Consider the following 25,285-nt stretch of genomic DNA (forward strand, 5'->3'; position numbering starts at 1 on the left):
AACAGAAGGAGCGTCTCGTGCAGCAACTCGCCTACCGGCGGCGCCTGGTGCCGCTGCTCGCGCTCGGCGTCGTCGCCGGGCTCGCGCCGGGGCTCGCGACCGGGGTGGCATCCGCCGCTCCCGGACGAGCGGCCGCCCCCGCGGAACGCGGCTCCGCCGACCCGCTGGCGCCGTACACGCGGCAGAAACTCACCTGGAAGCGGTGCGCCGTCGACAAGCCCGCCGCGTTCCAGTGCGCCACCCTGAAGGTGCCGCTCGACTACCGCGCGCCCGAAGGCAAGCGCATCGACGTGGCGATCTCCCGGGTCAGGACGAGCGACCCGGACAAGCGGCGCGGCATCCTCACCATCAATCCGGGCGGGCCCGGCGGACCGGGCCTCGACCTGCCGGTCGAGGCCGCGGAGGCGTTACCGAAGGCCCTGCTCGACCAGTACGACATGGTGGGCTTCGACCCGCGAGGAGTCGGCAGGAGCACGCCCGTCAGCTGCGGGCTCACCCCCGACGAGCTGCCCTACCCACGCGTCACCCGCTCCGCCGCCGACGCCGCGGCGAACGAGGCCTGGGCCAGAACCTTCGCCGCCAAGTGCCGGAAGACGGCAGGAGAGCGGCTGCCGCACAACAGCACCCGCAACACCGCCCGCGACCTGGACGTCATGCGAGCCGTGCTGGGCGAGAAGAAGCTGACGTACTTCGGCGTCTCGTACGGCACGGCGCTCGGCGCCGTCTACATGCAGCTGTTCCCGCACCGCGTCGACCGGTTCGTGCTCGACAGCGCCGTCGACCCGGGGCGGATGTGGCGTGGCATGTTCCGGATCTGGGCCCCGGAGGGCGAGCGGGCCTTCCAGCGGTGGACGAAGTGGACCGCGGACCACGACCAGAAGTACCACCTCGGCAGCTCCCCGGCGGCGGTCGCCCGGACCTTCTGGGGGCTCGTCGCGCAGGCCGACAAGAAGCCGATCGTGTTCGGCGACGTGACGGTCGACGGCCCGGCCGTACGCGATCTGCTGCGGCGGGAACTGTACGGCGTGCGTACGGGTGCCGAGGCCGTGGCCATGCTCAAGAAGGCCGCCGAGGGGCAGAGCGTGCCCGGCCTGCCCGCCGACGAGAGCACCGAGAACGAGATCGCCAGCCAGACGGCCGTCCTGTGCGCCGACGCCCCCTGGCCGCGCGACCCGGGCGTCTACCGTCGTGACGCCGTCCGTGACGCGGCTCGCTACCCGCTGTACGGCGACTTCGTCTCCAGCATCATCCCCTGTGCCTACTGGCCGAAGGGTGCCGAGCCTCCCACCAAGGTCGACAACGACGCCAAGTCGCTGATCGTGCAGAACGAGTGGGACTCGCAGACCCCGCTGACCGGCGCCCGCGCCATGCACCGCGCCCTCAGGGGCTCGCGGATGGTCACCGTTGACGAGGGCGAAGGTCACGGCGTGGTGTTCGGCGACGCCCGCAACGCCTGTGCGGAGAACGCCGCCATGGGCTACCTCATCACGGGCGATCTCCCTGACCACGACATCACCTGCCATGCCACGCCCGGCGAGGGCGGCACCGACCGTGCGGTGCGGGGATTCGGGCTGGGCGCCCCTGCCCCGACCGACACCTGATCCGGCCTGGGGATGCCGCGCTTCCGCCGTTAACCTGGTTTTGACCGCCGGTCAGTGACGGGGGACCAGGACGGTCGGGACAGGAGGAGGGGGCGCACCATGACGATGGCGACCGGCGCCGATCCGGGGCTCTTCGGCCCGCGCTCGGTGACCTGGCAGACGCACGCCGACCCGATGATGTGGGTGGCGGGCATCCGCGCGCTCTACCTCCAGGCACTGCACCCGCGCGCGGTCCGCGGAGTCATGCAGAACTCCGACTTCCGCAAGGACGCCTGGGGCCGGCTCATGCGGACCGCGCACTTCGTGGGGACCACGACGTACGGCACCACCGAGGCGGCGGAGAAGGCGGGCGCGCGCGTCCGCAAGATCCACACCATGCTCAAGGCCATCGACCCGGACACGGGGGAGCGGTACGGAGTCGACGAGCCGGAGCTGCTGCTCTGGGTGCACTGCGCGGAGATCGACTCCTACCTCCACGTCGCGCGCCGCTCGGGCCTCCCGATCAGCGACGAACTGGCCGACCGGTACGTCGCCGAGCACCGCGAGAGCGCGCGCCTGGTCGGCCTCGATCCCGCGGGCGTCCCCGCGTCGACCGCCGAACTCGCCGCGTACTTCGAGAAGGTGCGGCCCGAGCTCGTCGCGGGGGCGGAGGCCCGCGCCGTCGACGACTTCCTGCGGCGGCCGCCGACCCACGCCCTGCTCGTCCCCGCGCGCGCCCTGCTGTGGCGGCGCGTGGCCGATCTGGCGTACGCCTCCCTGCCTCCGTACGCCCACGACCTGTACGGCAGGGCCGCGCCCGCACCCGCGACGGTGACGCGCCGCCTGCGCCTCACCGGCACCGCGCTGCGCACCATCCCCGCGCGTGTGCGCTGGCAACTTCCGCCCAAGCACATCCTGCGCGCCATGGCACGGCTCGGTCCCGGCAGCCGTCCGGCACCGTACAAACTCGACAGACGGGCCGCCATACTGGACGGGCCGGGGAGGGCGCAGCGAAACAACGGGGGCGACAGCACGAGATGGCGGACACCAGGCTGATCCACGGCCGCTACCGGTTGCTGGATCTGATCGGGCGCGGCGGCATGGGCGAGGTGTGGCGGGCACGCGACGAGTCGCTCGGCCGCCGGGTGGCCGTCAAGTGCCTCAAACCCATGGGGCCCCAGCACGACGACCACTCCTTCACGCGCGTACTGCGCGAGCGCTTCCGGCGCGAGGCGAGAGTCGCGGCCGCGCTCCAGCACCGAGGCGTCACCGTCGTGCACGACTTCGGCGAGTACGAAGGCGTCCTGTACTTGGTGATGGAGCTGCTTGAGGGCCGCAATCTCAGCCAGCTCCTGGAGGACAACAAACAGCACCCGCTGCCCGTCGACGACGTGGTGGAGATCGCCGAACAGGTCGCGTCCGCCCTCGCGTACACCCATGAACAGGGCATCGTGCACCGGGACTTGAAGCCCGCGAACATCATGCGGCTGTCCGACGGCACGGTGAAGATCTGCGACTTCGGCATCGCCCGGCTCGGCGCCGACATCGGCTTCACCTCACGCCTGACCGGCACCGGCATCGCCATGGGCACCCCGCACTACATGTCGCCCGAGCAGATCAGCGGCGACCCGGTCGACCAGCGCAGCGACCTCTACTCCCTGGGCTGTGTGCTCTACGAGATCGCCACCGGCGCCCCGCCCTTCGACCTGGAGGACGCCTGGGCCGTCCTCGTCGGTCACCGCGACACCACCCCCGAGCCGCCCCGCCGCCACCGCGCCGAACTGCCCGCGTACTTCGACCGGGCCGTCCTGGACCTGCTCGCCAAGGAACCCGCCGACCGGCCGCACGACGCACGGGAGCTGGGCCGCCGCATCACCGCGGGCCGCAGCAGCTGTTCGTACGTGCCGACCGTCGTCACCCCGCCCGTGCGCCGCCCCGAACAGCCGCCCTCCCACGAGCCGCGGCTGCCGTCCTGGACCCGCGGCATGACCACCGGGCACAAGGCCAGCGGCGCCTCCGTGCTGCGCACCACCCCGCCGGACGCGGCGGCGGGCCTGACCGGCGAGTGGATCCCGCGCGTCGACGCGCGCCGGGCCGCCGCGCCGCGCGGGCCCGAACGGCCCACGCCTTCGGCCGAGTTGGTGGCCACCCTGACCAGCAGACACAACGCGGGCCTCAGTCTCGGCAGGCTCGGCCGGTGGGCCGAGGCGGGCGAGGTGCACCGCGCGGTGGCCGCCGAGCGCGAGCACGCGCTCGGCCCCGACCACCCCGACACGCTCGCCAGCCGCTACGAGGTGGGGTTCACCCTCAGCCGCACGGGCCGCGCCGCCGACGCGCTGCGCGAGTACGGCCGCGTCGCCCAGGGGCGGGAGCGCTCCCTGGGGCCCGAGCACCCCGAGACGCTCGCCGCCCGCCAGGAGATGGCGTACGTACTGGGCCAGCTCGGGCGGCACTTCGAGGCCCACCAGACGTACACCGCGGTGCTCGCCGTACGGGAACGCACGGCGGGCCCCGACCACCCGGACACGCTGCGCTGCCGGCACAACCTCGCCTACAACCTGAGCCGCCTGGGCCGCCTGGAGGACTCCTACCGGCTCGCCGAGGAGGTCGCGGCGGCCCGTGCGCGCGTGCTCGGCCCGGCCCACCCGGACACGCTCGTCACGCGGTACGAAGTGGCGTACGCACTGGGCCAGTTGGGGCGCTGGCCGGAGGCCCTCCAGACCTATCGCGAGGTCGCGGACGCGCGGGTGCGGGCGCTCGGCGCCGACCACCCCGACACGCTCGCCGCCCGCTACGAGGTCGGCATCAGCCTGGGCAGGCTCGGCCGCAGCGGCGAGGCCCTTGAGCTCTACCGCGATCTGATCGACGACCGGACGCGCGTCAACGGGCCCGCCGATCCGGAGACGTTGCGCGCCCGGCACGGCCTCGGGGTGAACCTCGGCAGGCAGGGCCGCTGGGAGGAAGCGCTCGCCGAGGCGCGCGACGTGTGCGCCATCCGCGAGCGCGTGCTCGGCGCCGACCATCCGGACACGCTGGTGAGCCGCCGCGAGGTCGCCGTCGGGCTCGGCTGGCTGGGCCGCTGGGCCGACGCCCTCACCGAGTACCGCAGGGTGGCCGCGGCCCGCGAACAGGTCCTCGGCGCCGACCACCCCGACGCGCTCGCGAGCCGCAACGACGAGGCGCACTGCCTGGAGCAACTGGGCCGTGGCACGGAGGCGGTGGAGCTGTACCGCAGGGTGGCGGCGCTCCGCCAGCAGCGCGCACCCGGCGGTCACTGACCGCCGGAGGACCGGTCCCGCTCGACGATCGCCTCGATGATCCGCATGAGCCGTTCCCCGGCCCGGTCGATGCTCCCGTTCTGCGTGCTGACCTGGGCGCCTTCGAGCAGGAAGGTGATCTCGGCGGCACTCTGCTCGGGGTCGGGCAGTCCGGCGGCCGCGCACATGCCGACCAGACGACGGGTCTGGCGGGCCTTGTGCTCCTCGATCACCCGCCGTGCGGGGTGGTCCCGGTCGGGCAGTTCGGCCAGGGAGTTGATGAACGGGCAGCCCCGGTGCGAGACGGCGGGCAGCCCCTCGGCGATGAAGCGGGCCAGGCCCAGGATCTGTTCCACGGGCCGGTCGGGATGTGCGGCCTCGACCCGGTCGAACGCCGCCTGATAGTCGGCGGCGACGATCCGCAACCACTCCGCGACCAGCGCGTCCTTGGTCTCGAAGTGCCGGTAGATGGCCATCTTGGTGGTCTCGGCCCGCTCGGCGATCGCCTGCACGCCCACCCGCCGGATGCCCTCGCTCTGGAAGAGCTCCTCGGCCGCGTCGAGGATGCGCTCGCGAGGCGGCAGCTTCGCCACCCTGCCCGGCCTGCTGACGGTCGATGCCATGACTTCTCCGTGACGTCCGGTACGAGGCCGGGCCCGCCCGGCGCCGGGCCCTCTCAGGTGCTGCTACGGTACCAGTCCGTCCCGAGCGATACCGATCGGTATCATCAGGGACTCATCGGTACCGTTCCTTCTCTTCGCAGGGAGTGACAGTGAAGATCAGTGAGTACGTGGGCCATGACGCGGTCGGGCTCGCCGAACTGGTGGCCAAGGGCGAGGTGACCTCCGCCGACCTCGAGGAGGTCGCACGCGAGGCGGCGGAGGCCGTCAATCCGCGGATCAACGCCGTCGTCGAGACCTGGCCGAGCGACGACGACCCCGTGCCGGGCGGCGCGCCCCTGGCCGGAGTGCCCTTCCTCATCAAGGACATCGGCGTCACCATGGCCGGGCGGCGCATGGAACTGGGCAGCCGCCTCGCGGCCGGCCACGTCGCCGCCGCCGACTCCGCCCTGATGCGGCGCTTCCGCCGCGCAGGGCTCGTGACGTTCGGAAGGACCGCGACGCCGGAGATGGCCTACAGCACCACGACGGAACCCGTGCTGTACGGCGAGACCCGCAATCCCTGGGACCCGGCACTGAGCGCGGGCGGCTCCAGCGGCGGGGCGGGCGCGGCGGTCGCCGCCGGTGTGGTCCCTCTCGCGCACGCCACCGACGCGGCGGGCTCGATCCGCATCCCCGCCGCCTGCAACGGACTCTTCGGACTCAAGCCCTCCCGGGGCCGGGTCTCCTGGGGCCCCGACTTCGACGAGATGTTCAACGGACTCGCCGTGCACGGCGGCATCAGCCGCACGGTGCGCGACAGCGCCGTCCTGCTCGACCAGATACGCGGCACGGAGCCGGGCGACCCGTACGCCGCGCCGGAGCCCTCGCGGCCGTACGCCGAAGAGGTCACCCGCGATCCCGGCCCGCTGCGGATCGGCGTGCTCGCCCAGGCCTGGGGCGGACGACGCACCGCCGCGCCCGTCGCCGAAGCGCTCTCCCGAACCGTACGACTGCTCGCATCGCTCGGGCACCGGGTGACGGAGAGCGAGATCGAACTCGGCGTCACCTGGGAGGAGTTGCTCCTCGCCAGTGCCCGGCAGTGGACGGCGAACCTCGCCGCCTCGATCGACGGACTGGCCGCGGCCACCGGCAGGCCCGTCGACTCCTCGACCCTGGAGCCGCCCGTCCTGGCCAGCTACCACTACGGGCGGAGCGTCGGCGGCACCGAGCTGGTCGACGCGCTCGCGCTCCGCAACCGGCTCTCCCGCCGCCTGGCACAGCACTTCACCACGTACGACATCCTGCTCACCCCGACCCTGCCGGAGCTGCCCCTGCCGCTCGGCACCCACGCCGAGGGCGCGGCGGAACTCGACGGTCTCGGCTGGCTGCGCCGCCTGTTCGACATGGCGCCGTTCAACGCGGTGTTCAACGTGGCGGGCGTGCCCGCGATGTCCGTGCCGGGCCCGGCCGAGCCCGCGACGGGACTGCCGATCGGGATGCAGTTCGCCGCGGAGTACGGCCGCGAGGACCAGCTGTTCCGCCTGGCGGGCCAGCTCGAACAGGCGAGCCCGTGGGCGCACCTGACCCCCGCGGTGTGGGCGGGAGACGGCGCGCCACGGGCCTGAGACGCCTGCCCCGGTGCGCGGGCCGCGGCTCTCGTAGCCGCTACGGCGTCAGCACGATCCTGCCGAACACCTCTCCCGCGGCCATCTTCTGATGTGCCGTCACAGCCTGGTCCAGCGGCAGCACCTCGTGCACCACCGTCTTGAGCTCACCCCGGCTCGCGGCGGCGAACTGTTCGCTCCGCACGGTGTCGAGGTCCGTCGCGCTGATGGAATCGGCACTGAAGTAACCGAAGGTCAGCGACTTCCCGAACGCGGCCAGGAGCCGCGCGCCGAAGTCCGCGGGTGGCCAGCCCGCGATCACGCCGACGCCGATCATCCGGCCGTTGGGCCGCAGCCGGTCGATGAACGAGGGCATGCCGGGGCCTCCCACGACGTCGAGAATGACGTCGTAGCCGTCGGGAGCGTCGGGGGCGTCGTCCCCGCCGTCGCCTGAGCGGTCGAGCACATGGGTCGCGCCGAGCAGGCGCAGCCGCTCGGCGCGTTCGGCGGACGACGTGGTGACCGCCACGGCACCGGCACCCCGGGCCGCCGCGAGCTGCACCGCCATCAGGCCGATGCTGCCCGCGGCGCCCCGCACCAGCACGGATTCACCGGGAGCGGGATGGGCGTGCGCGAGGCCGAAGTGGGCGACCGTTCCCGCACTGCCCAGCGTGACCGCGTCGATCGCGGAGAGACCCTCGGGAAGGGGAGTGATGTCCTGCACCTTGGCGACGGCCTGTTCGACGTAGCCGCCGCCCCTGCCGGTGAACGCCCAGACCCGACGGCCGATCCACCCGCGGTCGACGCCGTCGCCGACCGCGGTGACCCTTCCCGCCACCTCGCTGCCGATGACATGGCCCTCCGTGAAGCCGAGTCCTGCCAGCGCGCCGCTGCGGATCACCGTGTCGACGCCGCCGACGCCCACGGCCTCCGTCGCGACGAGCACCTGCCCCGCGGCGGGCGCCGGAGCCGGCAGATCCACCACGGCCAGGCCTTCGGGGTCGCCGTACGCCTTGATCGCGATTGCCTTCAACGGGCTCTCCGTTCTCTTCGGTCCCTGGTGGGAACGGGTTCGTCCCCCGATGCGGGAACGTAACGGACGCCCCCGTCCGTTTAGCCGAAGTGAGAGTGACTCCCGAGCAATTGACTCACCCGCTGCGTTCCGACGCGCGGGACAACCGCGCGCGGATCGTCGACGCGGCCCGCGCGCTGTTCTCCACCGAGGGCCTGAAGGTTCCGATGCGGGAGGTCGCCCGCCGCGCCGAGGTCGGGCCCGCCACCCTGTACCGACACTTCCCGACCAAACAGACGCTGACGGCGGCCGTCTTCGCCGACCAGATGCGCGCCTGCCACCGCGTCGTCGACGAAGGGTGCGCCGACCCCGATCCGTGGCGCGGCCTGTGCCGGGTGATCGAGCGGATCTGCGAGGAGCACGCCCGCGACCGGGGTTTCACGGAAGCGTTCCTGACGGCCTCGCCACAGGCGGTGCCCGAGGGGACGACGGTGGGGGCGCCGGACATCGCCGAGGAGCGCGCCCGCACCGTGCGGGCGATCGGCGAGCTGGCCGAGCGGGCCAAGAGCGCGGGCCGGCTGCGCCCCGACTTCGTCCTCGACGACCTCATCCTGATGCTCATGGCGCACTGCGGGATCAGGGGCGCGTCGACCACCGCCCAGGTCGGCGCCTCCCGCCGGTTCGCGGCGTACGTCATCCAGGCCTTCGAGGCCCGCCCCGCGTCCACCCCGCTGCCGGCGCCCGCCCGACTCGCGTTCCCGTGACCCGGCGAACGCCCGCGCCCTGCGGCGCGCCTGTCCTTCACGGGCGGGCCCCTGACGCCCCGGCCCGTGCTAGGAAGGGGCATGCCTGATCGCGATGCGTACGACGCCGTCATCGTCGGCGGTGGTCACAACGGTCTCGTCGCCGCCGCCTATCTCGCCCGCGCCGGCCGGTCCGTGCTGCTCATCGAGCGGCTCGCGGACACCGGGGGCGCCGCCGTCTCCAGCCGGCCCTTCCCCGGGGTCGACGCACGACTCTCCCGCTACTCGTACCTGGTCAGCCTGCTCCCGAAGAAGATCGTCAGAGACCTCGACCTCGACTTCCGGGTGCGCACGCGCACCGTCTCCTCCTACACGCCCACCGAGCGGGCGGGCCGCCCCACCGGGCTGCTCGTCGGCGGTGGCGAGGCCCGCACCCGGCAGGGCTTCGCGCGGCTCACCGGCGACCAGCGCGAGTACGAGGCGTGGCGGAGCTTCTACGCCATGACCGGACAGGTCGCCCGCAGCGTCTTCCCCACGCTCACCGACCCCCTGCCCACCCGCGACGAACTGCGCGCCCGCATCGGCGACGACACCGCCTGGCGCACCCTCTTCGAAGAGCCCATCGGTGCGGCGATCGAGGAGCGCTTCGCCGACGACCTGGTGCGCGGAGTCGTCCTCACCGACGCCCTGATCGGCACCTTCGCCGACGCCCACGACCCGTCCCTGCGGCAGAACCGCTGCTTCCTCTACCACGTCATCGGCGGCGGAACCGGCGACTGGAACGTCCCCGTGGGCGGCATGGGCGCCCTCACCGACGCGCTCGTGGACGCCGCACGCGCCGCGGGCACCCGGATCCGCACCGGGTGTGAGGCGACCCGGATCGAGTCCGACGGGCAGCGCGCCGAGGTGACGTACGCGACGGCCGACGGCGAACACACCGTCGCCGCCCGGCACGTCCTGGTCAACGCCTCCCCGCAGGCCCTCGCCGGACTGCTCGGCGACGCGCCGCCCCCGCCCGCCGAAGGCGCCCAGCTCAAGGTCAACATGCTGCTGAAGCGGCTGCCGAGGCTGCGCGACACCTCCGTCGACCCGCGTGAGGCGTTCGCCGGGACTTTCCACATCGGCGAGGGGTACGAGGCGCTCGCGACCGCGTACACCGAGGCCGCCGCGGGCGCGCCGCCCACCGCGCCGCCGTCCGAGATCTACTGCCACTCGCTCACCGACCCGACGATCCTCGCCCCCGCCCTGGTGGAGCGCGGCTACCAGACCCTCACGCTCTTCGGCCTGCACACGCCCGCGAGGCTCTTCACCCGCGACCACGACGCGGTGCGCGCCGAACTCCTCAAATCCACGCTCGCGCAGCTCGACCAGCACCTAGCCGAGTCGATCACCGACTGCCTCGCACTCGACGCGGAAGGCCGCCCCTGCATCGAGGCCAAGACCCCCCTCGACCTGGAAAGGGACCTACGGCTGCCCGGCGGCAACATCTTCCACCGCGACCTCGCCTTCCCCTACGCCCAGGAGGACACAGGCCGCTGGGGCGTGGAAACCCGGCACGCCAACGTCCTGCTGTGCGGCGCGGGCGCGGTGCGCGGCGGCGGGGTCAGCGGCATCCCGGGGCACAACGCGGCGATGGCTACGATGGGCGTCTGACGACCGCTGTCCGCCGCAGAACGCAAGAAACCCCCGGCTCCTTGTGGGAGCCGGGGATTCCGGTGGAGCGCTGGGCAGGCCTTGCACCTACATTTCCCCGCAGGAAGCGGGGCGTCTTTCCTTGGACGACCAACGCGGAGCCCGTGTCCCGGAGTTCCGGGTGCGGGCGCAAGATCAACTGTAGCGCATGTTCGAGGTCGTCAGGACCACGTGCTCCGGCGCCTTCGCCAGGTATCCGGTTCACCAGGGATCCGGCCACAAAGAATCTGACACAGCATCAGAAAATCTCTTCCCTCGGCACGACCGCTGCGGCATCCTGCGCCCATGCAGACGGAGTTGAGCAGGAAACTGGGGATCGAGCACGCCGTCTTCGGCTTCACGCCCTTCCCCGCGGTGGCCGCCGCCATCAGCAGGGCGGGCGGGTTCGGGGTGCTCGGCGCGGTCCGCTACACGGCGCCCGAGGAGCTGGCCAGGGACCTCGACTGGATGCAGGAGCACGTCGACGGGAAGCCCTATGGGCTCGATGTCGTGATGCCCGCCAAGAAGGTCGAGGGCGTGAGCGAGGCCGATGTCGAGGCGATGATCCCCGAGGGGCACCGGCAGTTCGTCAGAGACACCCTCGCCAAACACGGCGTGCCCGAACTCGCCGAGGGTGAGGCGTCCGGCTGGCGCATCACCGGATGGATGGAAGAGGTCGCCCGCAACCAGCTCGACGTCGCCTTCGACTACCCGATCAAACTCCTCGCCAACGCGCTCGGTTCACCGCCGGCCGACGTGATCCAGCGGGCCCACGACCACGACGTCCTCGTCGCCGCGCTCGCGGGCAGCGCCCGGCACGCGCGCAAGCACGCGGAGGCGGGCATCGACATCGTGGTCGCTCAGGGGTACGAGGCGGGCGGCCACACCGGCGAGATCGCCTCCATGGTGCTCACGCCCGAGGCCGTCGAGGCCGTCGCGCCGCTGCCGGTGCTCGCCGCGGGAGGGATCGGCAGCGGGCAGCAGATCGCCGCCGCCCTGGCGCTCGGCGCCCAGGGCGTCTGGCTCGGCTCCCTGTGGCTCACCACCACCGAGGCCGATCTCCACTCGCCCGCGCTCACCCGGAAACTCCTCGCCGCGGGTTCCGGCGACACCGTCCGCTCCCGCGCCCTGACCGGCAAGCCCGCACGCCAGTTGCGCACCGAGTGGACCGACGTCTGGGACGACCCGCAGGGCCCCGGCACGCTGCCGATGCCGCTCCAGGGGCTCCTGGTCGCCGAGGCCGTCTCCCGCATCCAGAAGTACGAGGTGGGGGAGCTGCTCGGCACCCCGGTCGGCCAGATCGTCGGCCGGATGAACAGCGAACGCAGCGTCCAGGCCGTCTTCGACGACCTGACCCGCGGCTTCGAGCACGCCGTGGACCGCATCAACCGCATCGCGGGAAGGGGAAGCCAGTCATGAGCACACCCCCCAACGGCTTCTGGGCCCAGGCCACGGCCGACCCGGAACGCACCGTCCTGGTCGCGCCGGACGGCGAACCGTGGACGGCGGGCCGCTTGCACGCCGCCGTCAACCAGCTGGTGCACGGGCTGCGCGGCGCGGGACTCGAACGCGGCGACGCCTTCGCCGTCGTCCTGCCCAACGGCGTCGAGTTCCTCACCGCGTACCTCGCCGCCTCCCAGGCCGGGTTCTACCTCGTGCCGGTCAACCACCACCTGGTCGGGCCCGAGATCGCCTGGATCGTCGCCGACTCCGGGGCCAAGGTCCTCATCGCGCACGAGCGGTTCGCCGACGCGGCGACCGCGGCCGCCGACGAGGCGGGCCTCCCCGCCACCCACCGGCACGCGGTGGGCGACGTGCCAGGCTTCCGCCCCTACGCCGAACTCCTGGACGGACAGCCCGCGTCCGCACCCGCCGACCGCACCCTCGGCTGGGTCATGAACTACACCTCGGGCACCACGGGACGCCCACGCGGCATCCGCCGCCCGCTGTCCGGCAAGCTCCCCGAGGAGTCGTACCTCGGCGGCTTCCTCGGCATCTTCGGCATCAAGCCGTTCGACGCCAACGTGCACCTGGTCTGCTCGCCGCTCTACCACACGGCCGTGCTCCAATTCGCGGGCGCCGCCCTGCACATCGGGCACCCGCTGATCCTGATGGACAAGTGGACGCCCGAGGAGATGCTGCGCCTCATCGACACCCACGCGTGCACGCACACCCACATGGTCCCGACCCAGTTCCACCGCCTGCTCGCGCTGCCGGAGGCGACGCGGGCCGCCTACGACGTGTCCTCGATGCGGCACGCCATCCACGGCGCCGCGCCCTGCCCCGACCATGTGAAGCGGGCGATGATCGAGTGGTGGGGCGAGTGCGTCGAGGAGTACTACGCGGCCAGTGAGGGCGGCGGGGCGTTCGCGACGGCGGAGGACTGGCTGAAGAAGCCGGGGACGGTCGGAAAGGCCTGGCCCATCAGCGAGTTGGCGGTCTTCGACGACGACGGGAACAAGCTGCCGCCCGGCGAGCTCGGCACCGTCTACATGAAGATGAACACGGGCGGATTCTCGTACCACAAGGACGAGTCGAAGACGAAGAAGAACCGCATCGGCGACTTCTTCACCGTCGGCGACCTCGGCATCCTCGACGAGGAGGGCTACCTCTTCCTGCGCGACCGCAAGATCGACATGATCATCTCGGGCGGCGTCAACATCTACCCCGCCGAGATCGAGTCGGCGCTGCTCACCCATCCCGCGGTCGCGGACGCCGCGGCCTTCGGGATCCCGCACGACGACTGGGGCGAGGAGGTCAAGGCGGTCGTCGAGGTCGCCGAGGGCCGCGAGCGGGGCGACGCGCTGGCCGCCGAGATCCTCGCCCACTGCGAGCGCCACCTCGCGGGCTACAAGCGGCCCAAGACCGTCGACTTCATCGAGACGATGCCCCGCGACCCGAACGGCAAGCTGTACAAGCGGCGGCTGCGCGAGCCGTACTGGGAGGGGCGCGAGCGAGCGCTCTAGGGGGACGAGACCGGGGGCCGTACCGCGCGATCATGCGGTACGGCCCCCGGCCCGTTCAGCGGCGGCTCAGCGGTGCTCGCGCACCCGGACCACCTTCAGGTGCGGATCGCCCAGGACGTCCTTCTCGCAGAAGCGCGAGGTCACCCAGCGCTCCTTCGAGAACAGCTTCGTCTGGTCGCTGTAGTGCGCTGAGTTCGGGTTGGCGGACTGCGAATACGACAGGAGCGTGCGGGCCTTCGGGCAGCGCCCCTCGTCCCAGCCGACCGCCTGGATGTGGCTGGAGCCGTGCACGACCTCGGTGTAGCCGCCCTTCGCGTCCCAGGACGCCTCGATCTTGTTCCAGACGCCGAGGGCCTCCGTGCCGCCGGGGACCGGGATGCGCTTACCACCCCGTACGACGTACTGGTTCGCGCCGAGCGGGGCGTCCAGGGCGATGTCCGCCGCGGCCAGTTCGGACACCGCGTCGGCCAGCGCCTTGGCGAACTGCGGCGACGTGGTGTCCAGGGTGTTCGGGGCGCGCACCGGGTCGGCGGCGGAGAACGGCACCTTCCAGAGTCTGGCGTCCGGCACGGCCGCGGTCAGCTTCCGCCAGAAGCGGTCGAAGAGCAGCGCGCCCCGGCTGCCGGTGTCCATCGTGTGGTCCCAACGGGCAAGCACCCGGCAGGCCTTGCGGACGTCCACGGCCTTGCCGTCGCTGCCGGTCGCGGTGGAGCCGGGCAGCGCCGCGCAGGCCTTCGCCGTGTCGGCGGCGGCCAGGTCCGCCGCGGGCACGCGGTTCGCGAACTGCTGGCGTTGCAGGTCACCGACGGTGAGCCGGCCCTTGCGGGCCATCGCCGAGACGTCCTCGACGCCGCCGCGGGTGCGCAGCGAGCGCTGCGTGCCGATCGTGCCGAAGACCCGCTCGTAACCGGTGATCGGCCGGTCGGCGTTGGCCAGCCAGGCGCTGTCGTTGGAGTTCTCGACGTACGGCGCGTTCTTGAGGCCCGGCATGCGGGACGGGCCGAAGATGCCGGGCTGCACCGCGTCCTTGTCGGAGCCGAGCGCGCAGTCCCCGCGCGAGCCGTCGAGCACCGCGACGCCCGACGCCGGATAGGTGACCTTGCCCAGGGGAGTGCTGCACCGCGCCGCGAGCTCGTCGGTGATGCGGGGGAGCACCTGCGACTGGGTGAACAGCGAGTGCCCGCGCCGGTCCGCCGCCACCGTGTTGACCCAGGGCAGCCCCTGGGTGTCGCTCAGGGACTTGAGGATGCCGTCGGTGGACCGAGCCCTGCCGAAGCCGAGGTCGGTGTCGCTGCCGCGCAGGTTCGCGGAGTTGGGGTCGTTGAGTGCGTACGCCGTGGTGGCGGACCAGGGCAGCGGCAGCTGTGGACCGAGGTCGGTCACGACCGGGCCGTAGCGCGTCCACCACTGGGTTCGGGTCACCGGGGCGCCGTCCTTGACCGGCACCTCGACCGTGCGCCTGGTCATCTTGTGGGGCTTGCCGTCCACCAGATAGGTCGTCGGATCGGCCGGGTCGAGCGTCAGCTGATGCAGGTTCAGCGGCACCCCGGTCGCGACGGTGTGGCTCCACGCCACGTCACCGTTGAAGCCGATGTTGACCACGCTGGTGCCGAGCAACGAGCCGCCGGAGACGTTGAGTTCACCGGGGATGGTCTGCTGCGACTGCCAGAAGCGGCGCCCGCCGTGCCAGGGGTAGTGCGGATTGCCGAGCAGCAGGCCCTTGCCGTTCGCGGTGGTCTTCCCGCTGAACGCGACGGCGTTGGAGCCCATGTCGGCGTCGCGCGTGGAGAACAGCTCACGGGCCGCCGCCGCGGAGTGCCGCGGATCGGCCGTGCGGTCCTTCGCCCCCGCGGCCGGCGGCGCGGCCGCGGTGATGCCGTCGATGCCGCGCCCCTGCCCGCCCAGCACCTGCACGGCATAGCCCTGCCGGGCCACGTCGAGGGCGCTGATCGGGCGCACCCAGGCGGCCTTGGCGCAGGCCGGATCGGTGATGCGGTTCTGCTTCAGCCAGGCGTTGTAGCCCGCGGCGAACCCGCGCATCAGCTCCTTGGCGTCCCGGCTCGGGCCCGCGGGCGCGGGCTGGGCGAGCAGCTTCTCCACGGTGCCCGCGTCGCGCACCCCGCCGAAGTACAGGTCGCTCTTGAGGTTCGTGGACGCCGAGGACAGCGCGGAACCGGGCGGCGCGTCGGGCCCGAAGTACCGGGAGCGTTCGCCCTTGACGGTCAGGTAGCCGTCGGCGAGCGTGCACACCTGGTCGGCGGCCTGCGCCCAGCCGGTGCCGAAGCCGAGGTCGGCGTAGTCGTCGGCGAGGATGTGCGGAATGCCGTACTGCGTGTAGCGGACGGTGGCGTGCAGACCGCCGCCCGAGGGGCGTGCGTCGTCACGGGGCGCGGCCCCGGCGCCGGCCGGCAGCAGGGCGACGGAGGTCAGCAGGGTGACCCCGACGGCGGCCAGGCGTCTGGTGCGGATGCGCATGGTGCCTCCCAACGGCGTTGAGGGAAGGAGCGGTTGAGCGTACCAAGCGGTTGGTCATTTGCGTGGGGGTGTGTTTCCGCCGAGGTGCGGACGGTGGGTCCCCGCAGGGGAACGGAGGGCAGGCGCCGAGGCGTGGCCTTCCGCGAAGGCGTGAACCGGCCGTCCCGCCGGGCGGATCCGGCCCCGCCCGGCGGCCTTCGGTCATGATCTGCCCATGAGCTGTGGCCTGGTCAGGGGCTCACGATGCATGCTGGTCCCAGATGCCGGGGCCGGACCGTCAGGGGCGGCCTCCCGGTGTCGGACCGAGGAAGGAAGATCCACCATTCCCACCACGACATTGCAGATACCCACCCCGGACGGCCGGGCCGACGCCTTCGCGGCCTTCCCCGACGGGGGCGAGCGGTACCCCGGGGTCCTCATGTACCCGGACGTCTTCGGCGTCCGTCCCGTGATCGAGCGGATGGCCACCGAACTGGCCGGGCACGGGTACTACGTGCTCGTCCCCAACCTCTTCTACCGGCACGGCCCCGCCCCGGTGACCGAACTCCCCGCGCACATCACGAACGAGGCCAGGCCGGCGATCTTCGAGCGGCTGCTGCCGATCGTCCAGGAGCACACCACCGAACGCGCCCTGCGCGACGCCGACGCCTATCTGACGTTCCTCACGGGCCGCCCCGAGGTCGCCGAAGGACCGGTCGCCGTCACCGGCTACTGCATGGGCGCCGCCCTCGCGGTGCGCACCGCGACGGCCCACCCGGAGAAGGTGGCGGCCGTCGCCGGATTCCACCCGGGCGTGCTCGTCACCGACGCGCCGGACAGCCCGCACCGCCGCATCGCCGAGCTCACCGCCGAGGTCCACATGGGCCTCGCCGAGGGCGACCTGACGCCCGAGGCGCTCGCCGAGCTCAACCAGGGCCTGGACGCCGCGGGCGTGGGCTACAGCACCGAGACCTATCCCGGCACCGTCCACGGCTTCACCATGGCCGACACCGACGCGTTCCACGCCGAAGGGGCGCGACGCCACTGGGAGCGGCTCCTGGCGCTCCTCGACCGGACCGTGGCGGCCAAGGGCTGAGGCGTCCTCGCGCGGCCGTGTGTCCTCCCTTGACCTGAGCGTCGTGCGGGACACAGGATCACGCCATGACGGGCACCGGGGGCAACAGGGTCGACGCCGTACTCTCGCGCAGCGCGCGCCGCACGCCGGGGCGCATCGCGCTCCGGTACGGCGAGCGGACCTGGACGTACCGCGAACTGGACGACGCGGTGAGCGAGGCGGCCCGCTTCCTCCTGGCCGAGGGCCTCGGGCAGGGCGAGCGGGTCGGCGCGTACGGGCACAACTCCGACGCGTATCTCATCGCCTTCCTGGCCTGCTCGCGCGCGGGGCTGGTGCACGTGCCGGTCAACCACAACCTCACGGGCGACGACCTGCGGTACATCGTCGAGCAGTCGGGCAGCACCGTCGTCCTCGCGGACCCGGCGGTGCGGCACCGGCTGCCCGACGCCACCCGGGTGCTGCCGCTGCGCGACGCCGCGGATTCGCTGCTCGACCACGCACGCCGCCTGCCGGAGGGCGGCCCGCGCGTCTTCCCGGGCACCGACGACGGCGGCGAACTGGCGCAGCTGCTCTACACGTCGGGCACGACAGCACTCCCGAAGGGCGCGATGATGTCCCACCGCGCCCTCGTCCACGAGTACGCCAGTGCCATCGCCGCCCTGGACCTCAAGGAGACGGACAAGCCCGTCCACTCGCTGCCGCTCTACCACTCCGCGCAGCTGCACGTCTTCCTCATGCCCTATCTGGCGGTCGGCGCGGAGAACACGATCCTCGACGCACCCGACGCCGAGCGGATCTTCGAACTCGTCGAGGCGGGGCTCGCCGACAGCCTGTTCGCGCCGCCGACCGTGTGGATCGGCCTCGCGAACCACCCCGGGTTCGCCACGCGCGACCTGGGCGCGCTGCGCAAGGCGTACTACGGGGCCTCGATCATGCCGGTGCCTGTCCTGGAACGGCTGCGGTCCAGGCTGCCGGGGCTCGGCTTCTACAACTGCTTCGGGCAGAGCGAGATCGGGCCGCTGGCCACCGTCCTCGGTCCCGACGAGCACGAAGGCCGGATGGACTCCTGCGGGCGGCCCGTCCTGTTCGTCGAGGCGCGGGTCGTCGACGAGCACGGCGCGGAGGTGCCGGACGGCACGCGGGGCGAAGTCGTCTACCGCTCGCCGCAGTTGTGCGACGGGTACTGGGACAAGCCGACGGAGACCGCGGAGGCGTTCCGCGACGGCTGGTTCCACTCCGGGGACCTCGCCGTGCGGGACGCCGACGGCTACTTCACCGTCGTCGACCGGGTCAAGGACGTCATCAACTCCGGTGGCGTACTCGTCGCGTCGCGGCAGGTCGAGGACGTGCTGTACGAGCACGCGGGCGTCGCGGAGGCCGCGGTGATCGGGCTGCCCGACGACCGCTGGATCGAGGCGGTCACCGCGGTCGTCGTGCGCGCCGACACCGGTGCGGGCAAGGAGCTCACCGAGGCCGAACTGATCGCCCACGCGCGCGAGAAGCTCGCCCACTTCAAGGCGCCCAAGCGGATCCTGTTCGTGGCGGAACTCCCGCGCAACGCCAGCGGCAAGATCCTCAAGCGCGAACTGCGGGACCGGCCTGATCCAAACGAAAGACCCTAGCCCGGATGCGTCAGGACGTGGCGTGGTGCCGTCCCTCGCCCCCGAGGGAATTGGCACGGTCGGCTTCGTCGCGGGCGAGCAGGGAGAGCAGGGAGGCCACGGCGAGGCCTGATTCCGCCGGATGGCGCAGCACCTTACTGGGGTCGATCTCGTAGGCGTTGCTGCGTCCTTCGCGGGTGTGCGAGAGATACCCGTCCTGTTCGAGGTCGGCGATGATCTTCTGAACCGCGCGTTCGGTGAGGCGGCAGTGTGCGGCGATGTCTCGGATACGGGCGTTGTGGTCGTCGGCGATGGCCGCCAGCACGCGTGCGTGATTGGTGAGAAACGTCCATCCGGTATGTGGCTCGGGCACTCCATCCATGCGCCAACACTAGGACCTGGCATGCACGTTTTCAAAAACACGTACTCGATTTCAGGTATCTGTTGACGTGTGTGGCCTGCTGCGGGCAGCCTAAGAGCGGCGGATGGCGACGAGGAGAGGGAGAGGCCATGCCGGAGCCCGCACACTCGCAGCAGCCCCTCGCTGGAGGGCGCGTCGAGCACGCAGAGGGCGGTCACCCCACAGTGCCGCTGCCAGGTCCGCCCACCGCCCGGGTACCGGGTGGCGGCAGGCGGGTCATGATCGTGCGGGGAGAGCTCGACCTGGACGTCGCCCAACGGCTCAGGCCCGATCTGTGCGTCGCCCTCAACCACGCGGCCGCGGGCATCGACCTGGACCTGCGGGACATCGACTTCTGCGACTGCTCGGGCCTCAACGTGCTGCTCGGCCTGCGTCAACAGGCCCTGAGAATGGGCAAGAACGTCGTCATCAGCGTCAGCAGCCCCGCGGTGGACCGGGTGCTCGAACTGACCGGAACGCGCGCCTTGTTCAGGGCGTGGGAAGAGAACGAAGCCGAGGACGAGGCCGAGGTCGGGAACGAGGCCGGGTCGGGTGAGGTGCCCGGAGCGTGCCCGACGGTGCACGAGACGTCCCGCCCGGAACCCGACCAGGATCTGCACATGGTGGTGGCCCAGTTACGCCGCGCCATGTTGACCAGGCCGACCATCGACCTGGCCCGCGGCATCCTGATGTCCTCCTTCAGCCTGAGCCCCGAGGCGGCCTGGGAGGTCCTGGTCACCGCCTCGCAGAACACGAACACCAAGCTGTACGTGCTCGCCGAGGACGTGGTGAGCACAGTGCGGGGCAGTGCCCTGCCGGACGCCGTGCGCAAGCAGTTGGAGGCCGCGGTCGCCAGGACGACGGCGGCGTACACGGGGGCGGACACGCGCTCCCTCACCGATCTGGCCGTCGTCGCGGTCGATCCTTGTTCTCCGCCGGACGACCTGCCGTGACGGCGTAGCGCGGCGCGCGGCGCGTGGTGCGCGCGCCCCTTGAACCACCCCGAGCCGAGCCCGGTCCTCCCCCGAGCCGAGCCCGGCTCGGGGGCGGTCGTCTCAGTCCCGCAGATCCACGATTCAGTCCCGCAGGTCGATGATCCGCTTGAACTTGCCCACCGACCGCTCCAGCGTCTCCGGGTCGACGATCTCGACGCCCACCGAGACGCCGACGCCGTCCTTCACCGCGGCCGCGATCTCCCGCGCCGCCGCCTCGCGCCGCTCGGGCGGCGTGTCCGCGCGTGCCTCGGCCCGCACGGTGAGGGCGTCCATGCGGCCCTCGCGGGTCAGCCGGAGCTGGAAGTGCGGGGCGATGCCCGCCGTGCGCAGGACGATCTCCTCGATCTGGGTGGGGAAGAGGTTGACGCCCCGCAGGATCACCATGTCGTCGCAGCGGCCCGTCACCTTCTCCATCCGGCGGAAGATCCGCGCGGTGCCGGGCAGGAGGCGCGTCAAGTCCCTCGTCCGGTAACGGATCACGGGCATCGCCTCCTTGGTGAGGGAGGTGAACACCAGCTCGCCGGACTCGCCGTCGGGCAGCGCCTCGCCGGTGATCGGGTCGACGATCTCGGGGTAGAAGTGGTCCTCCCAGATGTGCAGCCCGTCCTTGGTCTCCACGCACTCCTGCGCGACACCGGGGCCGATCACCTCCGACAGCCCGTATATGTCCACCGCGTCGATCGCGAACCGCTCCTCGATCTCACGCCGCATCTCCTCCGTCCACGGCTCGGCGCCGAAGACGCCGACCCGCAGGGAGGTCGTCCGGGGATCGACGCCCTGCCGCTCGAACTCCTCCAGGAGCGTGAGCATGTACGAGGGGGTGACCATGATGATCTCGGGGCGGAAGTCCTGGATCAGCCGGACCTGACGCGCGGTCATGCCGCCGGATGCGGGGATCACCGTGCAGCCGAGCCGCTCGGCCCCGTAGTGCGCGCCCAGCCCGCCGGTGAACAGGCCGTACCCGTAGGCGACATGGACCTTGTCGCCGGGCCTGGCGCCCGCGGCGCGGAGGGAGCGCGCGACCACGTCGGCCCACATGGACAGGTCCTGCTCGGTGTAGCCGACGACGGTGGGCAGCCCCGTCGTGCCGCTGGAGGCGTGCAGCCTGCGCACCTCGGACTGCTCGACGGCGAACATCCCGAAGGGATAATTGGCCCGCAGATCGTCCTTGGTTGTGAAGGGGAACCGTGCGAGGTCGGCCAGCGAACGGCAGTCGTCGGGGCGCAGGCCCGCCTTGTCGAACGCGGCCCGGTAGAACGGGACGTTCTCGTACGCGTGCAGCAGGGTGTCCTGGAGGCGTTCGAGCTGGAGGGCCGCGAGGGCGTCGGGGCCCAGCCGTTCCGTCGCGTCGAGGAGCAGCGGCAAACGCGTCATATGTCATTCTCCCGTCCTGAACGGGCGACCGATCATTCGGTCGTCGATCTTCTGTCGAGGTCAGTAATCCAGGCGGCGGGGTGGCCGTCAAGAGATCGCGCAAGACCGCGTCGAGCTGGGGCGTTACGTTCCAGGAGCATTGCCCGGGTGCGACACGGGATGTGATGATCACCATCATGCCGACATTCAGTGCGTACGACGGAACCGAGCTGGCCTACCACGAGAAGGGTCAGGGCGAGCCGCTGATCTGTCTGCCGGGCGGGCCGATGCGGGCCTCCGCCTATCTGGGGGAGCTCGGCGGTCTCACCGCGTACCGCAAGCTGATCCTGCTCGATCTGCGCGGCACCGGGGATTCGGCGGTGCCCGGGGACCGGGCGTCGTACCGCTGCGACCGCATCGTCGACGACGTCGAGGCGCTCCGCGAGCACCTCGGGCTCGATCAGTTCGACCTCCTCGCGCACTCGGCGGCCGGCAACGTGGCCACCCTGTACGCGGCCCGCCACCCCAAGCGGATCCGCGCCCTCGCGCTGATCACCGCCGCCAGTCAGGCGGTCGGTCTCACCGTGACCATCAAGGACCGTCTGGCCGCCGTCGAGGCCCACAAGGCCGAGCCCTGGTATCCGGCGGCCGTCGCCGCGCTGGAGGAGATCGAGCGCGGCGGCAGCCCCGCGAACGCGGGCGAGGCGCTGGCCCCGCTGCCCTACGGGCGCTGGGACGAGACGGCCCGCGCGCACCAGGCGGCCAGCGCGACGGAGAAGAACGCGGACGCCGCCGCGGCCTTCTACGAAGACGGCGCCTTCGACCCGCCCGCGACCCGCGCCGCCCTGGCGGAACTGGCCGCTCCCGTGCTCGTCCTCGCCGGGGAGCACGACGGAAGCCCGAACCCCGCGCACGCCGCGGAGCTCGCCGGGTTCTTCCCCGGCGGCGTCCGCCAAGTGCAGCCGGGCGCCGGGCACTTCCCGTGGCTGGACGACCCCGAGTGGTTCGTGCGGCGCGTGGCGGGATTCCTCGCGCAGGACTAGCGCCCTTCCGGCGGTTCCCTGTGAGAGGGGTGCGGGGCTCGTACGATGGGCGCCGACCGGAAACGATCACCTGAGGGGAACCCCGTGCGCCTCACCTCACCCGTGTCCCGCTGTCTGACCGTCGGCGCCTTGACGGCCGCCCTGCTCACCGGGGGAGGCGCGGCCGTCGCCGCGCCCCCGCGGCCATCCGCGTCGACGGCCACGACGCCCGCCGGTCCCTACGCCCAACTGCGTCCGCTCGCCGACCTGTCCGCGGGGCGCCTCGCCACCGCCGACCTGGTCGCGGCCGCGAAGTACGGCACGGACAGCCCGATCGACGACCCGGCCCGCGAGAAGCAGGTCCTGGACGCGGTGGCCGCGCAGGCGCGTGAGATCGGCGGCGACCCCGAGGCGACCGTGCGGATCTTCCGGGACCAGATCGAGGCGAACAAGGTCGTGCAGCGCGGCCTGTTCCGGCGCTGGGACGCCGATCCCTCCCAGGCGCCGACCGAGCGGCCCGATCTCGCGGAGGTCCGCAAGGAGATCAACCGGATCAACGGCGAGCTGGTCCGGGGCATCGCCGCGTCGCCGGACGCGCGGACGGCGCCGTACTGCGGGGGAGTGCTGACCGTCGCTGCCGTGCGCGTCCGGCACGAGCGTGGGCTCGACGCCCTGCACTCGGTCGCCCTTGGCCGGGCGCTGCGGTCGGTCTGCGCGGCCTGACGGGGCCTTACGCGTCCTGGCGGGCGCGGTAGGCGCACCACGGCATGACGTACTGGGTGACCGGGCCGACCGCGACCGCGTAGAGGACCGTGCCGATGCCCACCGTCCCGCCGAGCAGCCAGCCGACGGCCAGCACCGCAAGCTCGATGAGGGTGCGGACCTGCCGCAGCGAGCGCCCGGTGGCCGCGGCCGCACCCGTCATCAGGCCGTCCCTGGGGCCGGGCCCGAAGCGCGCGCCGACGTACACGGCCACGGCTACCCCGTTGAGCAGCACCCCGCCGACGAGCAGCCCGAGGCGGGCGGGCAGGCCGTGCGCCTCGGGCAGGACGTGCAGGCCCAGGTCGGACGAGACGGCGAGGACGACGATGTTGGCGCCGGTGCCGAGCGTCGGCCGTTGCTTCAGGGGGATCCACAGGAGCAGGACGAGCACCCCGAGCACGGCGCTGATCGTGCCGAAGCTGAGCGGCGTCCGGTGCTCCAGGCCCTCGTAGAGGACGCTCCAGGGATTGACGCCGAGCGCGGCCCGCACCAGGACCGAGAGGCTGAACCCGTACAGGGCGAGACCGAGCAGGAGCTGGGGCACCCGCCGCGCGGGGTGCTCGTGGAGAGGGACGTAGGAGATGTCCTGCCGCATGCCGGATGTCCTCCGAAGGACTGGGGGAGAGAGATGGCCGGGTCTTTCAAGGCCACTCCCGCGCCTCAAGGCCATTGCGGCCACTCTGTAGAGTGATTGGCCCGGAAAACACAGCCAATTACAGGAGAATGGTGTGGTCGAGACGCTGGGCGGTCGGCAGCTCGCCGCGATGCTGCCCGATCCGGCAGGACTGCGCCCCGCCTACCGCCATTTGGCCCGCTCGATCGGCGAGCTGATCCTGGACGGCCGCGTCTCCCTGCACGTCAGACTCCCCGCCGAGCGCGAGCTCGCCGCCGCGCTCGACACCAGCAGGACCACCGTCACCGCCGTGTACGACCTGCTGCGCGAGCGCGGCTACGCGCACAGCCGGCAGGGATCGGGCACCTGGACGGCCCTGCCGGACGGGCAGGCCCCCAGCGGGGTGCGCAGGCTCGTCGCCGCCGAGGACACCGCGATCGACCTGGCCAGAGCGGCCCCGGGGCTGCCCGAGCGGGAGCTCGCCGACGCGCTCACCCGGATCGCCCCACGGCTGGCCGGGCACGCCCACACGCCCGGCTACCACCCCTACGGGCTGCCCGAACTGCGGGCCGCCGTCGCCGAGCGCTACACCCGGCGGGGCCTGCCCACCGTGCCCGAGCAGATCCTGGTGACGTCGGGGGCGCAGCACGCGCTCACCCTCGTGCTCGGGCTGCTGAGCCGGGCGGGTGACCGCGTCCTCGCCGAGAACCCGTCCTATCCCAACGCCCTCGATGCCATCCGCCGCGCCCGCCTTCGTACGGTGTCGGTGCCGGTCACCGACGACGGCTGGGACATCGGCGTGGTCGCGTCGGCGTTCCGTCAGTCGGTGCCCCAACTCGCCTACCTGATACCGGACTTCCACAACCCGACCGGCAGCCTCATGCCGGAGCGGGACCGGGGCCGGGTGCTGCGCGCCGCCCAGCGGTCCGGCTGCTGGCTCGTCGTCGACGAGACCCTCGCCGAGCTGGCCCTCGACGTGCCCGCGCCGGTCCCCTTCGCCGCCCACGCCCCGCCGGGCGGCGCGACACAGCTCGTCACGATCGGGTCCATGAGCAAGACGCACTGGGCGGGCCTGCGCATCGGCTGGCTGCGTGCCCCCGCCCGCCTGGTCACCGAACTCGCGGGCCAGCGCGTCGCCACCGACATGGGCGGCTCGGTCCTGGACCAACTGCTCGCCCTCGACCTGCTCGACAGGGCGGACGATGTGCTCGCGCGCCGACTGGACGAACTGCGCACGCGGCGCGCCGCGCTGTCCGCCGCGCTGGCCGAGCATCTGCCCCGGTGGACGTGGCGCGCGCAGCCCGGCGGCCTGTCGTGCTGGGTCGACCTCGGCGAACCCGTGGCGTCGGCGCTGGCCGAGCGGGCCCTCGACCACGGCGTACGGGTCGAGAGCGGCGCCCGCTTCGCCACCGACCCGGGCATCTTCGAACAGCGGCTGCGCATCCCGTACACCGCACCGCCCGACGTCCTGCGCGACGCGGTGCGCCGCCTGGCCGCCGCGCTCGCGAGCGGACTCCCGGCGGGCACCGGGGCACGACCGCCGCACTGGATGGCGTGAGCGCGCCGGAGGCCGCG

The 25,285-nt window shown here is 72.4% G+C and carries 20 protein-coding genes; 14 read left to right on the forward strand and 6 right to left on the reverse strand.

Annotation, left to right across the window (positions count from 1 at the left end; all coding sequences use genetic code 11):
- The first annotated feature begins 17 nt into the window (after positions 1 to 17).
- The 3 genes from ACIO9J_RS22580 to ACIO9J_RS22590 all read left to right on the forward strand — a co-directional run bounded on the left by ACIO9J_RS22580 (position 18) and on the right by ACIO9J_RS22590 (position 4,858).
- Positions 18 to 1,601, forward strand: coding sequence for an alpha/beta hydrolase (locus ACIO9J_RS22580; RefSeq protein ID WP_402002283.1), 1,584 nt, complete (start codon positions 18 to 20; stop codon positions 1,599 to 1,601).
- A 99-nt stretch (positions 1,602 to 1,700) separates the two neighbouring features.
- On the forward strand, positions 1,701 to 2,636 hold the full coding sequence (locus ACIO9J_RS22585) for an oxygenase MpaB family protein (protein WP_402002286.1): 936 nt from the start codon (positions 1,701 to 1,703) through the stop codon (positions 2,634 to 2,636).
- Entirely contained in the window at positions 2,618 to 4,858 is a 2,241-nt protein-coding gene (locus ACIO9J_RS22590; RefSeq protein ID WP_402002288.1) for a tetratricopeptide repeat protein, read from the forward strand. The genes ACIO9J_RS22585 and ACIO9J_RS22590 overlap by 19 nt, the downstream gene beginning before the upstream one ends.
- On the opposite strand, the gene ACIO9J_RS22595 is transcribed toward ACIO9J_RS22590, so the two are convergent.
- On the reverse strand, positions 4,852 to 5,460 hold the full coding sequence (locus tag ACIO9J_RS22595; protein ID WP_402002291.1) for a TetR/AcrR family transcriptional regulator: 609 nt from the start codon (positions 5,458 to 5,460) through the stop codon (positions 4,852 to 4,854). The genes ACIO9J_RS22590 and ACIO9J_RS22595 overlap by 7 nt on opposite strands.
- A 149-nt stretch (positions 5,461 to 5,609) precedes the next feature.
- On the opposite strand from ACIO9J_RS22595, the gene ACIO9J_RS22600 reads away from it, so the two are divergent.
- Positions 5,610 to 7,064, forward strand: a complete 1,455-nt coding sequence (locus tag ACIO9J_RS22600; RefSeq protein WP_402002293.1) for an amidase — start codon at positions 5,610 to 5,612, stop codon at positions 7,062 to 7,064.
- Between the two features lie 40 nt (positions 7,065 to 7,104).
- Here ACIO9J_RS22600 and ACIO9J_RS22605 read toward each other — a convergent pair whose 3' ends face one another.
- Positions 7,105 to 8,076, reverse strand: coding sequence for a zinc-binding dehydrogenase (locus tag ACIO9J_RS22605; protein ID WP_402002296.1), 972 nt, complete (start codon positions 8,074 to 8,076; stop codon positions 7,105 to 7,107).
- 89 nt (positions 8,077 to 8,165) lie between these two features.
- Between ACIO9J_RS22605 and ACIO9J_RS22610 the strand changes: the two genes are divergently transcribed.
- The 4 genes from ACIO9J_RS22610 (at position 8,166) to ACIO9J_RS22625 (ending at position 13,435) form a co-directional block, all read left to right on the forward strand.
- A complete protein-coding gene (locus ACIO9J_RS22610) occupies positions 8,166 to 8,819 on the forward strand; it encodes a TetR/AcrR family transcriptional regulator (RefSeq protein WP_402002299.1) in 654 nt (217 codons plus the stop codon).
- Positions 8,820 to 8,900: 81 nt separating this feature from the next.
- Positions 8,901 to 10,451 (forward strand): phytoene desaturase family protein, encoded by a 1,551-nt coding sequence (locus ACIO9J_RS22615; protein WP_402002302.1) that lies wholly within the window; start codon positions 8,901 to 8,903, stop codon positions 10,449 to 10,451.
- Between the two features lie 324 nt (positions 10,452 to 10,775).
- The gene (locus ACIO9J_RS22620; protein ID WP_402002305.1) at positions 10,776 to 11,888 is read left to right on the forward strand and encodes a nitronate monooxygenase; all 1,113 of its coding nucleotides are present in this window, start codon (positions 10,776 to 10,778) and stop codon (positions 11,886 to 11,888) included.
- Positions 11,885 to 13,435: an acyl-CoA synthetase gene (locus ACIO9J_RS22625; RefSeq protein ID WP_402002308.1), complete on the forward strand. Its 1,551-nt coding sequence runs from the start codon at positions 11,885 to 11,887 to the stop codon at positions 13,433 to 13,435. The genes ACIO9J_RS22620 and ACIO9J_RS22625 overlap by 4 nt, the downstream gene beginning before the upstream one ends.
- A 66-nt stretch (positions 13,436 to 13,501) precedes the next feature.
- Here ACIO9J_RS22625 and ACIO9J_RS22630 read toward each other — a convergent pair whose 3' ends face one another.
- Positions 13,502 to 15,910, reverse strand: a complete 2,409-nt coding sequence (locus ACIO9J_RS22630) for a penicillin acylase family protein (protein WP_402002311.1) — start codon at positions 15,908 to 15,910, stop codon at positions 13,502 to 13,504.
- 322 nt (positions 15,911 to 16,232) lie between these two features.
- On the opposite strand from ACIO9J_RS22630, the gene ACIO9J_RS22635 reads away from it, so the two are divergent.
- The gene (locus ACIO9J_RS22635; protein WP_402003561.1) at positions 16,233 to 16,985 is read left to right on the forward strand and encodes a dienelactone hydrolase family protein; all 753 of its coding nucleotides are present in this window, start codon (positions 16,233 to 16,235) and stop codon (positions 16,983 to 16,985) included.
- 65 nt (positions 16,986 to 17,050) lie between these two features.
- On the forward strand, positions 17,051 to 18,586 hold the full coding sequence (locus ACIO9J_RS22640) for an acyl-CoA synthetase (RefSeq protein WP_402002314.1): 1,536 nt from the start codon (positions 17,051 to 17,053) through the stop codon (positions 18,584 to 18,586).
- A 10-nt stretch (positions 18,587 to 18,596) separates the two neighbouring features.
- Here the strand turns inward: ACIO9J_RS22640 and ACIO9J_RS22645 are convergent, their stop codons facing one another.
- Positions 18,597 to 18,947: a helix-turn-helix transcriptional regulator gene (locus ACIO9J_RS22645; RefSeq protein ID WP_402002316.1), complete on the reverse strand. Its 351-nt coding sequence runs from the start codon at positions 18,945 to 18,947 to the stop codon at positions 18,597 to 18,599.
- A 128-nt stretch (positions 18,948 to 19,075) separates the two neighbouring features.
- On the opposite strand from ACIO9J_RS22645, the gene ACIO9J_RS22650 reads away from it, so the two are divergent.
- Entirely contained in the window at positions 19,076 to 19,918 is an 843-nt protein-coding gene (locus ACIO9J_RS22650; protein ID WP_402002319.1) for an anti-sigma factor antagonist, read from the forward strand.
- 123 nt (positions 19,919 to 20,041) lie between these two features.
- Here the strand turns inward: ACIO9J_RS22650 and paaK are convergent, their stop codons facing one another.
- Positions 20,042 to 21,334 (reverse strand): phenylacetate--CoA ligase PaaK, encoded by a 1,293-nt coding sequence (gene paaK / locus ACIO9J_RS22655; protein WP_402002322.1) that lies wholly within the window; start codon positions 21,332 to 21,334, stop codon positions 20,042 to 20,044.
- 176 nt (positions 21,335 to 21,510) lie between these two features.
- Here paaK and ACIO9J_RS22660 point away from each other — a divergent pair, with 176 nt between their 5' ends.
- Positions 21,511 to 22,356: an alpha/beta fold hydrolase gene (locus tag ACIO9J_RS22660; RefSeq protein WP_402002325.1), complete on the forward strand. Its 846-nt coding sequence runs from the start codon at positions 21,511 to 21,513 to the stop codon at positions 22,354 to 22,356.
- A gap of 84 nt (positions 22,357 to 22,440) precedes the next feature.
- Entirely contained in the window at positions 22,441 to 23,058 is a 618-nt protein-coding gene (locus tag ACIO9J_RS22665) for a chorismate mutase (protein WP_402002328.1), read from the forward strand.
- Between the two features lie 7 nt (positions 23,059 to 23,065).
- Here the strand turns inward: ACIO9J_RS22665 and ACIO9J_RS22670 are convergent, their stop codons facing one another.
- Positions 23,066 to 23,692 (reverse strand): YitT family protein, encoded by a 627-nt coding sequence (locus ACIO9J_RS22670; protein ID WP_402002331.1) that lies wholly within the window; start codon positions 23,690 to 23,692, stop codon positions 23,066 to 23,068.
- A 133-nt stretch (positions 23,693 to 23,825) separates the two neighbouring features.
- On the opposite strand from ACIO9J_RS22670, the gene ACIO9J_RS22675 reads away from it, so the two are divergent.
- A complete protein-coding gene (locus ACIO9J_RS22675; protein ID WP_402002334.1) occupies positions 23,826 to 25,268 on the forward strand; it encodes a PLP-dependent aminotransferase family protein in 1,443 nt (480 codons plus the stop codon).
- Positions 25,269 to 25,285 lie beyond the last annotated feature (17 nt).

Origin of the sequence: Streptomyces sp. NPDC087300 (assembly GCF_044744425.1) — a bacterium.
GTDB lineage: Bacteria > Actinomycetota > Actinomycetes > Streptomycetales > Streptomycetaceae > Streptomyces.